General features: G+C 49.5%; 15 protein-coding genes and 1 pseudogene. 7 read left to right on the top strand and 9 right to left on the bottom strand.

What is annotated here, in order from left to right; all coding sequences use genetic code 11:
- Position 1: 1 nt before the first annotated feature.
- The 6 genes from H6F94_RS30605 to H6F94_RS30590 all read right to left on the bottom strand — a co-directional run bounded on the left by H6F94_RS30605 (position 2) and on the right by H6F94_RS30590 (position 10,767).
- Entirely contained in the window at positions 2-2,110 is a 2,109-nt protein-coding gene (locus H6F94_RS30605; protein WP_190806084.1) for a 3'-5' exonuclease, read from the bottom strand.
- Between the two features lie 164 nt (positions 2,111-2,274).
- Positions 2,275-2,625, bottom strand: a complete 351-nt coding sequence (locus H6F94_RS31895; RefSeq protein WP_199320775.1) for a hypothetical protein — start codon at positions 2,623-2,625, stop codon at positions 2,275-2,277.
- Positions 2,626-2,642: 17 nt separating this feature from the next.
- The gene (locus tag H6F94_RS30600) at positions 2,643-3,908 is read right to left on the bottom strand and encodes a DUF262 domain-containing protein (RefSeq protein WP_199320774.1); all 1,266 of its coding nucleotides are present in this window, start codon (positions 3,906-3,908) and stop codon (positions 2,643-2,645) included.
- A gap of 63 nt (positions 3,909-3,971) precedes the next feature.
- Positions 3,972-6,815, bottom strand: coding sequence for an Eco57I restriction-modification methylase domain-containing protein (locus H6F94_RS30595; RefSeq protein WP_199320773.1), 2,844 nt, complete (start codon positions 6,813-6,815; stop codon positions 3,972-3,974).
- A gap of 35 nt (positions 6,816-6,850) precedes the next feature.
- Positions 6,851-7,918 (bottom strand): hypothetical protein, encoded by a 1,068-nt coding sequence (locus H6F94_RS31890; protein WP_199320772.1) that lies wholly within the window; start codon positions 7,916-7,918, stop codon positions 6,851-6,853.
- Complete coding sequence (locus H6F94_RS30590) at positions 7,915-10,767, bottom strand: DUF8741 domain-containing protein (RefSeq protein ID WP_190806083.1); 2,853 nt, start codon at positions 10,765-10,767, stop codon at positions 7,915-7,917. Before H6F94_RS30590 ends, H6F94_RS31890 begins: the two co-directional genes overlap by 4 nt.
- A gap of 334 nt (positions 10,768-11,101) precedes the next feature.
- Between H6F94_RS30590 and H6F94_RS30585 the strand changes: the two genes are divergently transcribed.
- The 3 genes from H6F94_RS30585 (at position 11,102) to H6F94_RS30575 (ending at position 13,369) form a co-directional block, all read left to right on the top strand.
- Positions 11,102-11,377 (top strand): hypothetical protein, encoded by a 276-nt coding sequence (locus H6F94_RS30585; RefSeq protein WP_190806082.1) that lies wholly within the window; start codon positions 11,102-11,104, stop codon positions 11,375-11,377.
- Positions 11,378-11,786: 409 nt separating this feature from the next.
- Entirely contained in the window at positions 11,787-12,413 is a 627-nt protein-coding gene (locus tag H6F94_RS30580) for a ParA family protein (protein WP_190806081.1), read from the top strand.
- Positions 12,410-13,369 carry a ParB/RepB/Spo0J family partition protein gene (locus H6F94_RS30575; protein WP_190806080.1) on the top strand — a complete coding sequence of 320 codons (960 nt, stop codon included), beginning with the start codon at positions 12,410-12,412 and terminating at the stop codon, positions 13,367-13,369. The genes H6F94_RS30580 and H6F94_RS30575 overlap by 4 nt, the downstream gene beginning before the upstream one ends.
- A gap of 218 nt (positions 13,370-13,587) precedes the next feature.
- On the opposite strand, the gene H6F94_RS30570 is transcribed toward H6F94_RS30575, so the two are convergent.
- Positions 13,588-13,791: a 7-cyano-7-deazaguanine synthase gene (locus H6F94_RS30570; protein WP_190806079.1), complete on the bottom strand. Its 204-nt coding sequence runs from the start codon at positions 13,789-13,791 to the stop codon at positions 13,588-13,590.
- Between the two features lie 723 nt (positions 13,792-14,514).
- On the opposite strand from H6F94_RS30570, the gene H6F94_RS31885 reads away from it, so the two are divergent.
- The 3 genes and pseudogenes from H6F94_RS31885 to H6F94_RS31875 form a co-directional block, all read left to right on the top strand.
- Positions 14,515-14,955, top strand: coding sequence for a helix-turn-helix domain-containing protein (locus H6F94_RS31885; protein WP_199320771.1), 441 nt, complete (start codon positions 14,515-14,517; stop codon positions 14,953-14,955).
- A gap of 61 nt (positions 14,956-15,016) precedes the next feature.
- Positions 15,017-15,154 (top strand): hypothetical protein, encoded by a 138-nt coding sequence (locus H6F94_RS31880; protein WP_199320770.1) that lies wholly within the window; start codon positions 15,017-15,019, stop codon positions 15,152-15,154.
- Between the two features lie 15 nt (positions 15,155-15,169).
- A pseudogene (locus tag H6F94_RS31875) lies at positions 15,170-15,583 on the top strand (IS630 family transposase); the annotation flags it as partial.
- Positions 15,584-15,651: 68 nt separating this feature from the next.
- On the opposite strand, the gene H6F94_RS30560 reads toward H6F94_RS31875, so the two are convergent.
- Together H6F94_RS30560 and H6F94_RS30555 are read right to left on the bottom strand one after the other, a co-directional pair.
- Complete coding sequence (locus tag H6F94_RS30560) at positions 15,652-16,347, bottom strand: hypothetical protein (protein WP_190806078.1); 696 nt, start codon at positions 16,345-16,347, stop codon at positions 15,652-15,654.
- Positions 16,347-16,853, bottom strand: coding sequence for a hypothetical protein (locus tag H6F94_RS30555; RefSeq protein WP_190806077.1), 507 nt, complete (start codon positions 16,851-16,853; stop codon positions 16,347-16,349). Before H6F94_RS30555 ends, H6F94_RS30560 begins: the two co-directional genes overlap by 1 nt.
- A 400-nt stretch (positions 16,854-17,253) precedes the next feature.
- Here H6F94_RS30555 and H6F94_RS33685 point away from each other — a divergent pair, with 400 nt between their 5' ends.
- Positions 17,254-17,346 (top strand): site-specific integrase, encoded by a 93-nt coding sequence (locus tag H6F94_RS33685; RefSeq protein ID WP_190806076.1) that lies wholly within the window; start codon positions 17,254-17,256, stop codon positions 17,344-17,346.
- Positions 17,347-17,364: the final 18 nt, after the last annotated feature.

The raw sequence follows: 17,364 nt of genomic DNA, 5'->3' as shown, positions 1-17,364 counted from the left end.
CCTACTTTTTCCAATAAGGATCAGAGAGACCGTCTAAAAACGATGAAGGACTGGAGCGCGAACCGCTGACAATCAGTGCTCGCATAGCTCGTGAACATCCCACATAGAATAGGCGACGCTGTTCGTCTAAAACAGGCTTCATTTCGTCTTCCGGCAGATCTGCACTGATATATGGAAGTATTCCCTCACGCAGTCCCACTACTGCCACAAACGGAAATTCCAAGCCTTTGGCAGAGTGGAGTGTCATGACCTTGATATACGTCGCATTTAGATCGATATCATTGCCTGCAACGAATTGTGCTTCTGCCCCCTGTTTCACCAAACGTTGCGCGATCGCTTTCCCCATTGCGATACTTGGACAAAGCACTGCCCCTCCATGCAGCGGCAAGCGGCAATGTTTGGCAGCTTCGATGAAGAACGAATGGATCAACCGGCTTTCCTGCTCAACGCTATCGGTCAGGATGATGGTTGGAAGTTCTCCCTGGTAGGCAGACGGCTCTTGAGCCAAACATTCAGTATCCCCGGCAGGTGTCCCCTCTAAAATCGTGGCACAAGCCGTTATGATTTGCTCAGTATTCCGATAATTCCTCCTTAGCAGCAACGTTCGTCCAGTCACCTTCAGGTCGGCGTGAATTTGCCTCCAGCTAAAACCACGCTGGTATAGGGACTGTGAGGCATCAGCGGTGAGGTAAACCCCTTCGAGGGAGGGCACTAATGCCAGGAGAAATCGGAGAGAAACGGGTGATAAGTCTTGGGCTTCATCAATTACAACGGCTTGGTAGGGCGATTCTGCTAGTTGCTGTACCACTTCCAGTGCTTTGCAGCGAAGCTGAGACCAGGTGATATACCCGTCCCGTTCCATGAGGTGTTGCCAGGTTTGGTAAATGCTCCACAGGGCTTCTCGCAATTTTGCCTGGAGGGGTGTTCCTCTGCCTCGGCGGTCTAAAGCCAGGTATTCTTCCAGGCTGGTGATTCCCCAGGCTTCAATCACATCTTGGATTTCCTGAAGTAGGTAGGGCAGTCCAAGCCTTTCTAGGAACTGACGGCGACCCTGGCGATCGAAACCATTTTTTGCCGGTATTTCGGCTGTTTGCAGGGCAACGTCTAGCAGGGCAAGGCACTGATCATCTCGCGCAAACATCGGCTTGCCGTAGGTCTGGACGTAGTAGTGAAAAGTTAAGGAATCAACGGTTGCGACTTTTACTCCCGATTGATCAAGCGATTGCCCAATAAGTTGAGATAACAATTGCTCGGAATAGGTGACCAGAGCTTTTGTGTAGGTCGTAAAGAGCACAGGCTTAAAACCTTGCTCTAGAAGGCCTTGCACTCGGTAGATCGCTAACGTTGATTTTCCAGTACCTGGTCCACCTTTCACCAGAATGGGGCCTTGCTTACCAAAGGCTTTGAGCTTTTCCTGTTCTGGATCAAGTTTGAGCAGAAATGTTGTGAGGCTCCCTTCAACAAAGCGATCGAGATCCTCTGGCTGTTTCAATACATACTCACGCTCAGTAATAATCTCCTCAATGGGGCGAGGATAGAGGTTATCAATGATGCGCTGGAGATAGTGATCGGGAATTGGCAGCTCTAGCAGTGCTTCAGAGTGGGGGGCGGCTAAAATTCCGGGCCAATGTTCAGATGGGATTTTCCATTGCTTGAGCAGTGCGTCTGTCAGTTTGACTGGCAATGCAGTAGTAATCGACGACGAATTCTCGGTAGAAGGACTTGGTTCAGCCAGGGATATGGGTTGGGATGCGGTCACCCCTGCCGCTGGAGTCTCTTGGTATTGGGGTTCAAGAATGCTTTCTTTTGGAGGTGGGAGAGGAGCATCTACTTCGGGTAGCTCAATTTCGTAGGTTCGCTCGTCTCGCTTACGAACGCTGAGCAGTTTTACCCACCCCTGTCCAAAACTATAGAACAGGCGGTAGTCACCAATGCGAACTCGGTAGACGTTGTTGGTGTAGCCTTTCAGCTTTTTGGCATCACCCTGGGCAGAAATCGGATCGGTCTCGAGCACCTTTAGCGTTTTGCTAATCTTCTTTTGAACTGCTTGAGGGAGGTTCAGCAGCTCGCTAAAGAAAGTGTTGGTAAATGAAAGTGCCCAAATAGTCATTGCATTCTCAAGCTGATAAAAATTCAGAGCGATCGCCAAATCAGGTTTTGTTAATGAGGTTTATGATTCGGGACTTTAAGGTGGTTTGTCTCTTGTCGTAGAACTGCTGGAAATTTTTCAACTCCTCTGACAATTGTCCTAAATCATGACGATCGCAGTAGTCATTAGTTGCATTTTCCATTACTTCCAGGGTATCTATCTCTCAACCACTGCACCGGAAGTGTAGCCTGTTTCTGAATATTTTCCTTACCTTCTAACAGTTGAAGATTGGGCAGTTTACCTCGGAGTTCCCGAAGCAGTTCTACACCATTGTCATCAAATCCATCTTTCTTGAGCTGAGCTGGTTTGAATTGCGATCGAGGAAAAACGTGATCGATGTGAAATTGGTTTCTCAGATCTACAAAGGGATAGAGCAAAGAGAGCAATAGAAAAACTCTCTTGTCTCCATAGTTCATCGAGACCAGTTCTTCGATCTCTTCTGGCTCAAAGGTAAGCGACTTACCCCGTTGCCGCATGGACTGGTTGAGAGCGTCTATAGGAATCCTGGGTCAGTTGAGTCTTTGATGACACTTCTTAGGGCAGTGAGCAAGGTATCTAGACCACTACCCCAAATGCCGGATGGTTTTAGCAATGAACGGAATAACCATCCTTTGATCAACGTTCGATCGCCATCATAGGAATTATGGGAGCGGTAGTTATCTGAAAAATTCTTGTGGTAAAGGTAATAGGCGATCGGTAATACGGCACTGTCTGCTCGTAAAGTTTGCCAGTTCAAACCGAAGTCGGCTATTAGATGAACTGCCAATACAATAGCAGTGCGAATCTTGGGCCAGAGTGACTCCAGCGTTTGCATATTCTCATGATTGAAATTCTCAACTTTGAATCCTACGCTACTGATGTCTGCCAACATCAAGCCTGCTTTTAGTACAAAATCTTTCGAGAAGCTAAAGCCATCACGAATGCCATTAATTTCATCGACTAGGTTATGGATTTCCTGTCGTGCATCCGGTTTCGACCATTGGGCAACAGCAACACTCAGCAAAAGGTCTGAATAGGATAAGACCGTTCCACCGCTATTAAGGCGAATGAATATATTTAGAACTTTCTCAATATCCTGGCTGGTTTCTTCGTAATAGTGAACAAGGGGCTTAATGTGTACAGTCTCGTGGAGTTTTGCTAAAACTTCAAATGCCAAGTTAAGTCGATCGTTATCCAAGTTCGGGTGTCTATCTGTAATCCACTTCAGCATGGAAGGGCCAGCTTTGAGGTTCAAGACATCAGAAACCTTAAACCAGATTTCGTCACTGGTGTCCTTGGCTTTGGATGGTTCAAGAAATTTGAATCGGTATTTGAAGTCTTCGTACTCAGCATCACCTTTAGCGAGTAGGTCGAGGTAGAGAAAGCATTTCGGAAATGCATCAGGGCTACTCCACCACTTGTAGGGAACCTTCATCGACATTGAACCCCGAAGCCCAATGTTAAGGGCAGTGAGCCTTTGCTGTCCGTCTAGAATGGCAGTTAGGTTTTGGTTGGGGAGCAGCCCTAAATCAGGGCAATGGGGATTATCCCTTTTGTGATAATCGCGGACAAAGCCATAAAACTTGAACTTGTGACTATTTACAGCCTCTACATTCCAGAATAGGAAGGTTCCAATTGGATAGTCTTGCATCAAGCTATCGAACAGTTTTGCAATTTGTTCGAGTTGCCAGACGAATTCGCGTTGAATGGCTGGCAGCACATATTGATTGTTTTGAATGCGGGTTAGGGCATCGATAATCGGGCCGCCGGGTTTGTACATTGATATTCCTGTATGAAGTCAAAGACTGTGTAAACAAGGTTGTGGATGATTAGACAACCTTGCTTAACTGCTGCCGAATAACTGATCCCAGGCGGCGAGGACGAGGCGTTGGGTGCGGTATTCGCCGAATAGTTTTATCTCGTTGTTCTTTAGAACGCGGAAAGTTTCACTGGGGAAGTCGGGACCGTGGACATCGGCGGGATTGAGGATGTAGCGGAGTTCGTCGCGGGTGAGTCCGTAGAGGTGAGCATAGTAGGCATCGAGTTCGGCACGGAGCAGGGCGCGGCGTTCTGGGTTCCAGATGAAGGGTTCGCCGTCGTAGCCCATGTCTTGGGCGAAGGGTTGCAAGTCCCAGGCAGTGTAAGTAAGTTCGAGGACGCGGGGGGCGATGAAGTCGATGTCGGTTTGGGTGTAGCGATCGGGTGGGATGACAGGAAGTTGTTTAACGATAAAAAAATTCAAATTGACTCCACCAATTTTCTGCTTCACCACGAAATCAAAAACCAACGCATTGAGATTAGAAATTAGGCATAGTAATAAGTCTTTTCCCTGTTTTTGACTCAATAAGATAGGTAACGAGTTACCAGCGCCACAAAAGGGTATTACAGTAGAAACAAAAGTGCGCTCATTCGATGGTCCGGTAACACTACGAAAACCAATAAACCAATCCTGTTTTTGATCTCTCAGTCTTGCCATCACCTCCTTTCTACTAACCCAATGCTGAGGTTTTGTAAGAAAATATGGGTCCTTATGATCTTCTAAAGTGGTTTCTATAGGCTGACCTGAGCGTTGAATATTTTTAGCGTTTATACCTATGCTAGCTGCTCTATGATCAAAACTAAAGATCATTTTGCCTTCTAAAAGACGAACACAATCATCTTTTTGTTCAACACTGAAGAGATGACTATCATTCGTCATATCGAATATCCTAGCAAAAGAGATTTCCCAAGGATTTTCGTCTTTGGCTTCATTTTGAATAATGGGAATACCCTGATAAATTCTCTTTGTTATCTCAGCATCCGTTCCTGTCCTAAAAAAAGGACAATTGAGAGTATTTGGATTCAACAACCTTAATTCTTCTTCCGTTAAGGTGAAATGCCTTTCAGGTTTCTCCGCTTCAGCAAAACTCAAACATTCAAACGCAAGATCAGGTTCTTGTATTTCAATTTTTTCTCCAACAACTGACATCAAAGAAAACCTAAAGTTATGTAATACGCCTTGAAATAAGCTCCTCTCATTTACATAGGAGACCAAAGAGCAAAGTCTGTTTTTCTTAATCAAGAAATTAAAAAACTCTTTAGTTGTCATGTCTGAAGCTATACCAGGTGGGACAACTATGCCGACACGACCAAAAGATTCGACTAAGCCAATAGCCAACTCCGAGAAAACTGAATAAGTATTGATGTCGCCTACTGCCGTTAGAGAAAATCGAGATGACTCTCGAATAAACTTTCCTTGAGCATCAGCATCATGTTTTGTGTCCTCATATGCTTTAGCTAATTCTGGTTTTTGAATTTTCAAATCTTCTATGAGTCGGCTTCTTTCAGTAGAACTCTTCACATGAACGATTCGCAAATCTCTGGCTGCAAAAAACTCTTTTTCTTGCAACTTAATTCGCTCCCACGGTGGATTACCTAATACGCAATCAAATCCACCCTGCTCAAACACATCCGGAAACTCCAGGGGCCAATGGAAAAAATGCTTCTCATCTGCCAGCGTATCCGCCGCCGCCACAATCTCCTGCGTCGCCCAGTTCCCCTTTAGCAGGTTATCCAACACCCCCGAAGTCGGCAAAAGCTGCAAATTCTGCTCTGTCAGCGGCATGAAAAACGCGGCTGTCCAGAGGTTACAGGCAGACCGATCCCGTAGCCACGAGACTAAATGGCGACTGCGTTCATACTTCTTCTGCTTTTGATGCACTGCCGTTGGGTCATCATCCTTCATCACCTCAATTTCACGCCATGCCCTGGCATACTCCTCTCGGTCTTTCTCAAAGGTTGACTCCAACTCCAGGGCAAGTTGCCCTCGCTGCATATCTTCTAGATCTTTCTTGTTCGTTTTCTTGATACGAGATGCAATGGCTTTGTCATCCCCCGTCACAGGTTTATAGGCATTGTCTGGAATTCCCTCCTTTAAGCAATCCAGATCCAATACCCCCACCAACGAGTTGCCACACTTAATTCTGTGATCTAGAAAGTTCAGCGATAAACCTCGACACAGCCCCTCCAGCCAAAGCGCTACCTTACACAGGTCTACCGCTAGCGGATTCAAGTCCACCCCATAAATGCAATGCTGGATCACATCGCGAATGGCTACTCGCAACGGTTCCGCCCCTGGTTGCATTTCTCCCGTCCGTACCCGTGCTAGCTCTTTACCAATTCGTCGTGCTGCTGCCAGCAAGAAATGCCCTGATCCACAAGCCGGATCGCACACTTTCAACTTCAGCAGAGCTTGCTCTTGCGCCTCTACTGTTGCGTCAGATCCCAACGATGCCAGCCGATCCACAATCACTGGCTCCAACGCACTCTTAATCAACTGCCCCACTAACTCCGGTGGCGTATAGTAAGAACCCGTCGTCTTCCGCTCACTCCCCGTCACCAACTGGAATTCCCAAATCCCATCAACCTGACTCACATTAGGGTGAAACTCCAGCAGACTCTCGTAAACACTTCCCAACTCCTCAACATCCAGTGCCCCATAATTGACTCGGCGTAATTGCCCCTTCTGCTCATAGAGCGACAATCCTCGCAACGCCAACATCAGGTCATGGTTGTCGATGCCGCACCCTTCCAGATCAACTAAGGTATGGGAGCCAAACAAATCCCCATCTAAGGGCGATAGCCCCAACACCTGTCCCCGCCAGTTCTCATCAAAGAGCTGAAACGTAACCCGTAACCCCTGCCACAAGTCTTGAAAGCCTTCTCGCCGCCAGCTTGGTCGCTCTACTCAGCGTCCACGGACTTTTCCATCCCTGCGGAACCTTGAAAGCCTTCTCGCCGCCAGCTTGGTCGCTCTACCAGCGCTCGCAACCGCTCAATGCTGTAGTACTCCCGATAAATCCGTGCCTTTTCTGGATCGTCCGTTGAAAGCAGCAGATTTCGCGACTCCGCCACCATCAAAAACAGGAGACGATAAATCAGCATCAAAAGCTGTCGGTAATACGCTACCTCCGTCAGTGTGCCAGCCTCCAACTTCTCGCGCAGGTTCTGACTCTGAGGATGCTGTAAGAATCCTGTTCCCAGTCGCTTGAGGGCAGATTCTACACCGTCACGGAGGCGATCGCGAACCCGCCCACCCTGCTGCAACGACTCCTGGTGATAAAACTCCAGCAGACATTCATCCGCATCGTCGATGCTTTCCGGCAACCGAGAACGATGGAACAGTCGATAAAATAAGCCAAACTCAGCAAAGTTCTCTCCATTGAGGATCTGCTCCAGGTCAAACTCAACGTAAGTCAGCCGCGTCATCAACGTCGAGTCTCGCAGCAATCGCCACCGCAAGCCGTTCGTCACTACCGACCAGAGATGCTCCGTGCGGTTAAGGTACTCCTGCACCAAGGCATGGGCAGAAAGTCGGGGTGTGCCGCTGGGAGGTCGCTGCTCCAGTCGCACTCGACTGCCAATAATATGAACAGGCGGCTTATTCTCCCCCGGTTCGGCTCGGTGAGAGATTGCATAGGTTTGCCCCTCCACCACTTCAGCCTTCGCCACATAGACCGGGTCATAGCCCATACTTCTGAGCAACGGCACCACCCACTGCTCCCGTGTCACCGTCGTAGCCGGATCATCTTCCGATAATCGGGATACAGCCCGTTGGAATGCAGCCCAGTACGCTTTGGCATCCCCCCAGGCGGTCGCTATTTCATCTGCTAGCTTATCTCCTTTGGCAAGACCGAAGTCCTCCGGTGCCTGACCCTTAATCTCCCCAATCACCAACTCTGTGGTTAAGTCCGGCGCGATCAAATTGCCTTGAATATCAACCCCAACTGGCATATCAACCGTATTCTTCATGCCACTTTCCTCCGCTGACCGGGTTGGAGAACAAAGATTCCCAGAATATCCATTGGCAACTGAGGCTTCACACGGACCTGTCCTTCCTTAGTCACACTGCGAACTCGTCGATGAGACTGAACCAGACCCTGGCTCCTGATCTGGGCGATCGCATCTAGTTCTTCTTCAAAATCACCGAGACTATTCAGTAAATCTTCAATTTCTAGTTGCTTTAAGGCGGGAGCAATATCCCCCACGGGTTCCGCTTGTTGGAGTAACTTCTGGGCATCCTCAGGCTCCAACCATAGGGGATTAGAGGGCGGTCCCGTAAACCCAGCAACAAAACATTCCTCCGCCAGGAGAGACTCAACTTTTGGACTGGTCAGCAAATAGCGCGATCGCAGCAATAACAGTGTGGTGCGTTGCTCAACTGCATCGGTAATCGTAAAGCCACAGCGAGCTGCGATGGGGTCACGGTTATTTTCGAGGGTCTCTTCCAATAAATAGCGGACTAGACCCTCTACCAATGCATGGTTGCGCCCGACATATTCCACCCCTTCCGGTGCAGGTGTCGTGAAGGTAATCGTGCGGGGCTGTGTACCCAGACTGGGTTGCAAGGGCAATGGGATCGACGGCAGTAGCCAGGATTGCTTTTTCTTCTGTAAGGACGCATTCAAGCGGCTACAGGCAGCTTTCACAAATCGCTCAACATCGGCTTCATTGCCCAGAATCTGATCCGATTCCACCAGCTCCTGTTCAACCTCATCCGGCTTAATTGCCCGTTGAGCAAACCGAGTCCGGCTAACCTTCTCTCGCTCGACCGCCCGATCCCAACTTTTATGAACTTGCTCGACAGCAGATTCTTCGTTGTCCAGCAAATCCAGCAGGGAAAGTTGCTGAGCATCAGCTTTCCGGTCAAAGAGCGATTTGAACACTGCCTCTGAAACCGTGGCACTATCCATTGGTACAGGCACCTTAATACCAAGGGTTTTATGGATTTCCACAGCTTTCCGAATCAACACGTCTAACACCGCTCCATCCACGGGGTTATCTTGCCCATAAATCAGATAGCTTTTCACCACGGTTGCCGTCTGACCGTAACGGTCAATCCGACCTTCTCGCTGTTCCAGGCGGTTCGGGTTCCAGGGCAAGTCATAATGAATCACTGCATTGAAATACTCTTGCAGGTTCACCCCTTCACTGAGACAGTCCGTTGCCACCAAAATTCGCTGCGGATAGAGCGTCAATTCCTCCAACCGAACTTCCCGCTCGTCCTCGGATAGCTCGCCTGTAATGGCGATCACACGGGTTGTACTCCCCCGCTTCTTCTCAAATTTGTTTCGCAATTCTTCAGCAACGTAGTTAGCTGTAGCAATGTAGCGACACCAGATAATCGGATTGAAGCCTTTGGTAAGGAGATCGGTGACGGTGGCGATCGCTGCTTGTAACTTGGTGTCTTTTGCCCCTTTGAGCTTTGCCGCTGCCTGAATAAATCCCCGCAATTTACGGCGATCGGAATCCTGGTAAGACCGTTGCCCCTGCTCAATCGCGATTGTGGGTTGGGCATCAATCGCCTGCTCCTGATCAGTTGGATCATAGGTGTAGGCAACCATCAGGTCTTCATCAATGTCTATCTCCGCACTTTGCCCTTCATCCGCTGCGGTCTTATTCACCTGTTTACCGAGTGTTGCGATCGCAGCCTCAGGTGATGACATCACACAACGAATTAGTGCCAAGGCTGCCCAATACCGTCCTCGACGCTGGGCATAGCTCATATCCTCTGTGGTCGTTTTAACCAACCCACGCGCAAAGTTATAGACCTCCTCAAAAAGATCCCGGTATTCCTTGGATAACTTATAGGGCTGTTCCAGAGGGTCACGCTCTGGGAAAGGTGTTTCGTTTCCCAACCATTGCTTCACATCCGCACGACGGCGCTGCACAAAATGGTTGGCCAACTCAATCCGTTGCTCCTGGGTCAGGTTATTAATGTCCCAACTCTCAAACTTACCTTTGAGTAGACCAATAATTGAGAGGAATGATTCTTCAATCCCGCTGTGAGGAGTCGCTGTCAAAAGGATAAAATTCTGCTGCTCTCGCTCTGCTAGTTCCTGAAGTAATTGATGCCGCTGCTGCTGGGAGGTACTTCGTCCCCCTGGACGAGCACAGGTATGCGCTTCATCTACAATCACCAAATCTGGACAGTGAGCTAGGAAGCTAGCTCGACGGCGGTCTGACTTCGCATAATCCAAGCTCACAATAATGTGGCGGTAATACCCAAAGACGTGGTGATCCCCTCCAGGCAGACCACGCTCTAATTTGCTGACGGTGCCCGATCGAATCACAACCGCATCAATGTGGAATTTTCCCCTCAACTCTCGCTGCCATTGATCACACAGATGAGGAGGACATAAAATAGCCAACCGTTTGACTTCCCCACGATCGAGCATTTCTCTGGCAATCAGCCCTGCTTCGATTGTCTTGCCAATTCCCACGTCATCTGCAATCAGAAGCCGAATGGTCTCTAACCGCAGTGCCATGAGCAGTGGCACAAGCTGGTACGGGCGCGGGCGTACTGATAACCGACCGAGCGAGCGAAACGGACCTGCCCCACTCCGTAGGCTCAAGCGAGCTGCATCCATGAGCAGTTGAGCAGCGGTATGGTCTTGAATTGCGTCTGCTTTAGGAACGGGGAACTGAGCTGAGGTAATTGGCTCTAGCTCCAAAGGTTGATAGATACCGCAAACTTGGTCTTCGTTCCCACTCAAGGGGCGTAAACGGATGACTTCATGAATTTCTGAGGGTAGTACAACCCATTGACGATCGCGGCAAGTAACCACAGCACCTGGAGTGGGAAGGAAACGATCAGCCATTCAAGCCCCCATTAGCAGGCAAAATTAAAACAATGGACTCATGCCCAGTTACTATACCCGCATCTTTAATGCGCCTTCAGGTCATAGCTTCCCAGTCGACAGAGTACAGGAGCAAGTTGAATATCAGTGATAGTTAGGGCTATGCCTTCTCTTCTCCGGCATCTTCCACACTGAAGCTAGTCAGCAGTTTGAAAGCTTAACCACAGGTAGGAATAGAGGAGACGTTACTGTTTCCAGAGTGGAATTTCGCATTCTCAAACCGCTCTAGAAATCGCCTGCTGCCAGCTTAGAGGTAGTCTGGTACCAAGAGTGGTTAGGGAATGAGACGGGTCTAATGACTAGTAGCAATGGCCGTGAGCCAATTGACCAGAGGCTAGACCGTTTAACAGCAACAATGGAAGACTTGGTCCGGCTTGCTCAAGAGCAGCGACGGGACCACGAGAGTTTAGATGCGAGGTTAGAGCGAGTGATCACTGCAGTAGTGGCCGATAGTGCTCGCCTGGATCGACTACTGGCAGCAGTTGAAGCTCAGTCTCAGCAAATCAGTGACCTGAGAAGCACTGCGGAAGCTCAGGAGCGAAGACTGGCACGGTTGGAGAGAAGACAGTAACTCGCTTGCAGCTACCAGGGACGAATACTGTGGCTTAAAAGGGTAAGGTAAGAGCTACCGTGAACTGGCTCCTCTTGAAGCTCAAAACGCATAACTAGCAAAATTCTGCTAGCGATAAAAACGTTTTTATCAATTGAGAGGCCTGTGGTTGCAGGAACGGAGCATGTTTTTACATTCACACGAAGTGTTGCCTTCGTAGTAGGCTCTATCTATGTATGGGCAGAAAGCAGAGCCTTCCATAGTCTTGAAACATTTCTGTAAGACCATCACAAATCTGTCACGGTGAAAGCTCCTAGCAGAGGGGAGAGCTCTCTCCAATGGAGGAGGTCTAATCCGCAGTTAAATTGCCAGTGATAGTCTCTGTTCTGTAATTCTCAGCATCATGCTACAAATCAATCGGTAGAATAATATGCCAAAAGTCCTTGCTGTTGTGAATGGTAAGGGAGGCGTGGGAAAAACTACGACTTCTGTTAACATTGCCGCCATTTTGGGTGAACGTTTCAAGGTGCTGTTGGTGGATGCTGATCCTCAGGCTTCGTCAGCTTTTTGGGTGGAAAGGGGTGAGATGCCCTTTGAGCTAGCTCAGGAAACAGATCCAGAACTGCTAGTCGATCTGCGCAAAATTAAGGATTTTGACTGCATTATTGTTGATACCCCGCCCTCCCGTGGCGCTGCTGAGTTCAAGGCGGTGATTGCAGCTGCAGACTATGTAGTCCTACCATCACCACCGTCGACCCTTGATCTCAAAGCGTTGATTGAAACTATCAAAGATACTATTGCCCCTTCGGAGATTTCTTATCGTGTACTGTTGACCCGCGTGGATGCTCGTGCGGTGAACGAAGCGCGTCGGGCACAAGATACTCTTCTGACAGAAGGTATCACCAGTTTTAACAGTTGTGTGTTTTCGTCAAAGAATCATGAACGGGCGGCGCTACTGGGTAAACCCATCAGCCAAATGAAGGGAGAAGCAGCCAAACGAGCGGCAGGAGATTACCGTCGGGTAGTGGAAGAATTATTGCGGGAGTGGAAGCCATGACACAGAAGCGTGACCTTGCTGAGCTAATCCGGGGGGAGATCCGCAGGCCAGCGACAGTAATTACAACAGAGGCGCCAACACTAAAGCCGCAAAGCGGACACAGGCTTTCCCTGAAAGTTATAGATCTTCCTGCTTGGCAGCCACGACGGTATTTTGACCAGGAAAAGCTGGAAGAACTCGCTGCAGATATCAAGAAGCGTGGCGTTCAATCAGCGGTTTGGGTACGTCCGAAGGCTGGTGGTCGCTACGAGCTTGTGGCTGGAGAGCGACGCTACCGAGCAAGTGAGCTTGCAGGTCTTACTGAGATTCCTGCGGATATCAAAGATCTCAGCGATGCTGAGGCACTGGAGTATGCCCTCATTGAAAACTTGGCGCGTGAGGACCTAAATCCGGTTGAAGAAGCATATGGCTACCTACGTTTATTGTCGCAACACCTTGATAGACCCGTTGATGAGGTTAAGGTGCTGCTGTACTCTATGCACAATCATGTACAACGTAATCCTGATAAAAACGTTTTTATCATCCCTGATGCACAGGAGGTGATTGCAGTTTTTGAGTCATTGGGACGCCGGTCTTGGCAGTCCTACGTCACAACACTTCTTGGCCTTCTCAAGAAACCAGTGGAAGTGCTCAACGCTATTGAGGAGGGTAAAATTGCCTACACCAAAGGTTTAGCAATCGCTCGCGTTAAGGATGAAGCGCTGCGCAGAAAAGTTTTAGGGGTAGCCATTGAACAGAACTTGAGCCTCACTCAGATCAAGGAGCTGATTGCACAGAAATCAAGCACGGCTAAGCCGGCTGAGTCAGTCAATTTATCTGTGCAGTTTGTAGAGACGCTTCGTAAAGGCAGCAAGAGCCTGGCTTGGAGCGATCCTGAGAAGCAGAAACGGCTGAAGGAATTATTGGTGGAACTTAACCACCTGTTAGTAGTTGAGTCTAAAAGAAAGAAGAGATAGTTATCCCTGGATTTGCCTGGTAGCGGTCATTCTCATCGAGAGAAACGGATTACGCTCTAGAAGGTGGTCAATGGCAGGGTGGTTTGAACAGCAGGAACGGTATGGCTTGCCTTTATGTAAGAAGGCCAGAGATCAAGCCTAGGCAATCTCAAACCAAAGCCGAGAAACTGGAGACATAGCAGTTCTGTGGTCTGGTCTGTCAAGACTGAACCTCCCCGCTAACTTAAGTTGCTCTCCATGACCTGATGTTCCTGGATAGGGAAAGCCTGTGCGATTTGCAAGGCTGCCTGCAGTTCTCGCTCATGTCTCTGACTGTATCGGAACGAAAGAGCAATGAGTTCATAACTATCTGCAATGGCTTGGGCAGCAGCAGTAGCGGAATCTAAGCCACCCGACAGGAGAACGACGGCTTTGGTCTTCATCTTCACCTCACTCTTAAAAACGTATGATTTTGAAGGCTAATCCACTGAGAGAGCCAAATTATATTTCAGGGACATTCAGGGCAGTGCGAAATTTTGAGTATTGCTGCTAGGGTGCTATGCAGAGCCATCGCTTCAGAGATGCTCTGTCACTCTCCAACTTAGAGCAGGTAGTTCACTGATAAATTACTTACCAAGTAATAAAAGCTAGAGAGCGTAAGCTCACTTTACCGGGCTTTGATGGCAAGCAACCCGTAACCAGGGAATGTAGTATCAGTCGCCTCGTTACCATCGCCCTGGCCTCACCCCTTCAACTTCAGCTCCAATGTGGCCTCATCTGGAGAAAACGCGTCTGTGGTTCACAGGACGGAAAGATGCGTTTTCTCCAGATGAGGTAAGAGTGGCATGACGAACGGGCGACCGGATCCCTAGCTTTCAGACCTTGCCCAGATAGATGACTTCTGCGCTTGTTGGGGCCAGTTGAACTTAAAGAGCAAGCGTTGATGCACTCGTCCAAGCATCAAGGGAGCAGCGTCAGAGTATAGAACTGCTGGTGCAGGGTCGGGGACAGTTACTTGAGGATATGAGTGCCATTCGATTAACTACTGAGCGGCAGGCAGGACACCTTGACCGTCTAATTGCTCTAGCTGAACAGCAGGCTTATACCAATTCTTGAAAATTAAGCGACAGATGGTATAAGACTGGTATAGGGTTCAGTCACGGCAGATGGCAGGAGTCTACAAACTGGAGATTCAAGAGAGTGAGGATGAACTCAAGCAGTTGCTGAGAAAGCAGAAAACAGCGTCGAACAAAGAACGCATTCATTTGCTGTATCTACTCAAAAGCAAGCGGGCTAAAACGGTGCAAGAAGCAGCTTCGATTTTAGGCCGACATCGAGCAACAGTGCAGGAATGGCTCAAACATCACCGGGAAGAAGGCATTGAGGAATTGCTCAAAAGCAGGCCTCGCTCCGGTCGTCCCCGAGCGATTCCACCTTGGGCAGTCGCAGCCCTGCAAAGACGATTAGAAGAGCCGCAAGGCTTTGATAGGCATCAAGCAACTTGCGATTGGTTGGAAAGCCAGTTAGGGATTGCAGCAGAGTATAAGACGGTGTATCAACTGGTCATTATCGCTTGCAAGCTTCCCCCAAGGTGCCACGCCCTGTAAGCGTCGAGCAGTCATCTGAGCAATTAGAAGCATATAAAAAAACTTAGCCCAGAACTTGGCGATGCTAGTAGCAGTTGCATGGAGCCTCTTGGGCTGGCGTGGAAAGGTGCGCTTCTTTTGTGGCGATGAAACTCGGCTGGGCTTGAAGACCTTAGGCGGACGCAACATTACCGCTAAAGGAGTCAAACCTATCGGGTAAGTCCAGTGGCAATTCCAAGCAACCTACCTCTATGGCATGGTCGAACCGAAAACGGGAGAGTCTTTTTTCTTTGAATTCTCTCACTTGAACACGGATTGCTTCCAAGTGTTTTTGAACCTTGTGGCCGAGCCGTTCAAGGATGACTTGTTGATTATTCAGTCGGACAACGGTGGGTTTCACAAAGCCAAACGTCTAAAGGTTCCAAGCAATATCATTCTGATGTTTCAGCCAGCTCATTGTCCTGAGCTAAACCCGATAGAGCAAGTGTGGCAATATCTCAAGCGGCGATTGCGTTGGAGTCTACCGACTACACTGGAGCACTTGCGTCAACAGTTACGAGAACGACTGAAAAAGCTCACGCCTCAGACCATTGCATCGATTACAGGAAGGCAATCTATCCTGGATGCCTTATCTGTAGCCAGAATTTAGAGAATTGGTATTAGACCGTCAGATCGCTTTTGAAAGGGCAAGGGTGAAGGTGACTACTAAGCGCAGGTCTACAGGCTTGGTTTGAGAGTCAAAGGCTGGAGCCAGATTCCAGCAGGGTCATAAAAATCTAGTCGTTGTTCTAATGCATGTCCCCCTCTGATCAATAGAAGCCCTAGCCAAACCTCAACCAAGGGCATCTCCAACCCTTGCTGTAACTCAAGCAAAGACACTGCTCGACTAGTAGCTAATCTCTCCAGCCATCCCAGCACTGCTTGAGACCAGGCTACAACATCCTCTGCATGTGCAACTGCTAGTGGATCAGATGCCTCTGTTGGGGCCATCTCATCCAGCGCTTCCAGCAAAACTGCCTTATCCACCACGCCAGCGATTGACTCGCCTGTCTCTACCCTAGCTCCTCTACGTCGCTGCTCAGGCACCGGTGGTTCTAGTAACTCAGCCAAGTCAAATGCCATCGTCTGTCGCACGAGTGCCGTCAACCAATCTCCGTTCATTACCGGCCCTTCAACCCTACCTCTGTCTTCCCAATCGCCTAACAGAGCCCCAGAGCGCAGCTCATACAGCTGCACCATCTGCTCAATGGCAGCAGCAGCTACTTGCAGCCGGTCCTGCTCTTCCATCACCGCAACCACTGCTTCTAATTTCCCCAGCAACAGGCCAATATCAGCTCCCTCAGGATCCGCGCTGGCGGCCTTGAGGTCCTCCCACAACTTCAGTTCCAATTGCTCAGTGAAGCCAGAGCTCATCAGGGGTGCAAGGGACAGGGGCGAATCGGGCAGTTTTGGGGGTTCAACTCGACATGGCTAGCAAACTTCTCCAGCCGTAGTGGTTTCCCATCCTGAGCCCCATACTTGGTCGAGAACACTGCCAGCACCTGCTGGGCGTAAGCGGACAACTGGCCCGGGGTTAGACCAAAGCAGTGAACCGGTTCAAGGCGCGCTCTGCGCTCCTGACCGATCCATAACTCGGCACCGACCGCATGAACCGGGTCGTCCACCCTGGCTCGATATAAGTGCAGCACAGCAGCCGGGACCGCCAGAATCTCAACTCTCTCGAGCCCTGGTTTTACGTCTCGTTGGAGACGACGACTTTGATTGAAGCGGTCGCGGTGACGGTAGTAGCTGCGGCGGCGATTGCAGCGGTTGGCCTCATCGGTCCAGCAGCCATCCCCTTCGGGTCCGTGGAGTTTTTGAGCCTCAGCGGCTGTGAGCTTAGCACAGCGTCGGCATTTCTCAGCTTGGGGACGAGGCATGGCACCGCCAATCGCAACTGTTGAGCAGTTTACCTCATCCTCATCTTACTTAGTCGTAGTATAGTCGTACTTAAGATAAACGATACTTATCCGACATTAGAGTTGGGCTGGGCCTGTAAAACTCGCTTGCAGTTCGGGTTTACGGACGGGTTTGGGGCTAAGAGGAGGTCAATGGCTCATGCTTAATGAAAAAGGCGCTTTACCTCCTATTCATTTGATTTCCTTGGGGGGCGACGGTGCTCAGACCACTGCTCTGGACAGGGCACCGTCAGACTTAAGCGGCTTGAGAGTGGAGGAGTTTCTCTCTGCTCGCTCGCCTCAAATTCTCGTAAGGCCTACCAGCAGGAGCTGCAGAGCTTTTTAGACTGGACGGACCGCTCTTGGAAGGACATCACTCCTCGTGGGTCGGTTCAAGGAGCATCTTAAGGCTCAAGGTCTAGCCTCAACCTCCGTCAACCGAGCGCTAGCCGCGATCAAGAGCTTCTTCAGTTAGCTCGATATCCCCACACTC

It is taken from the genome of Leptolyngbya sp. FACHB-261 (genome assembly GCF_014696065.1).
GTDB lineage: Bacteria > Cyanobacteriota > Cyanobacteriia > FACHB-261 > FACHB-261 > FACHB-261.
This window is presented reverse-complemented; position numbering and strand designations above follow the sequence as displayed.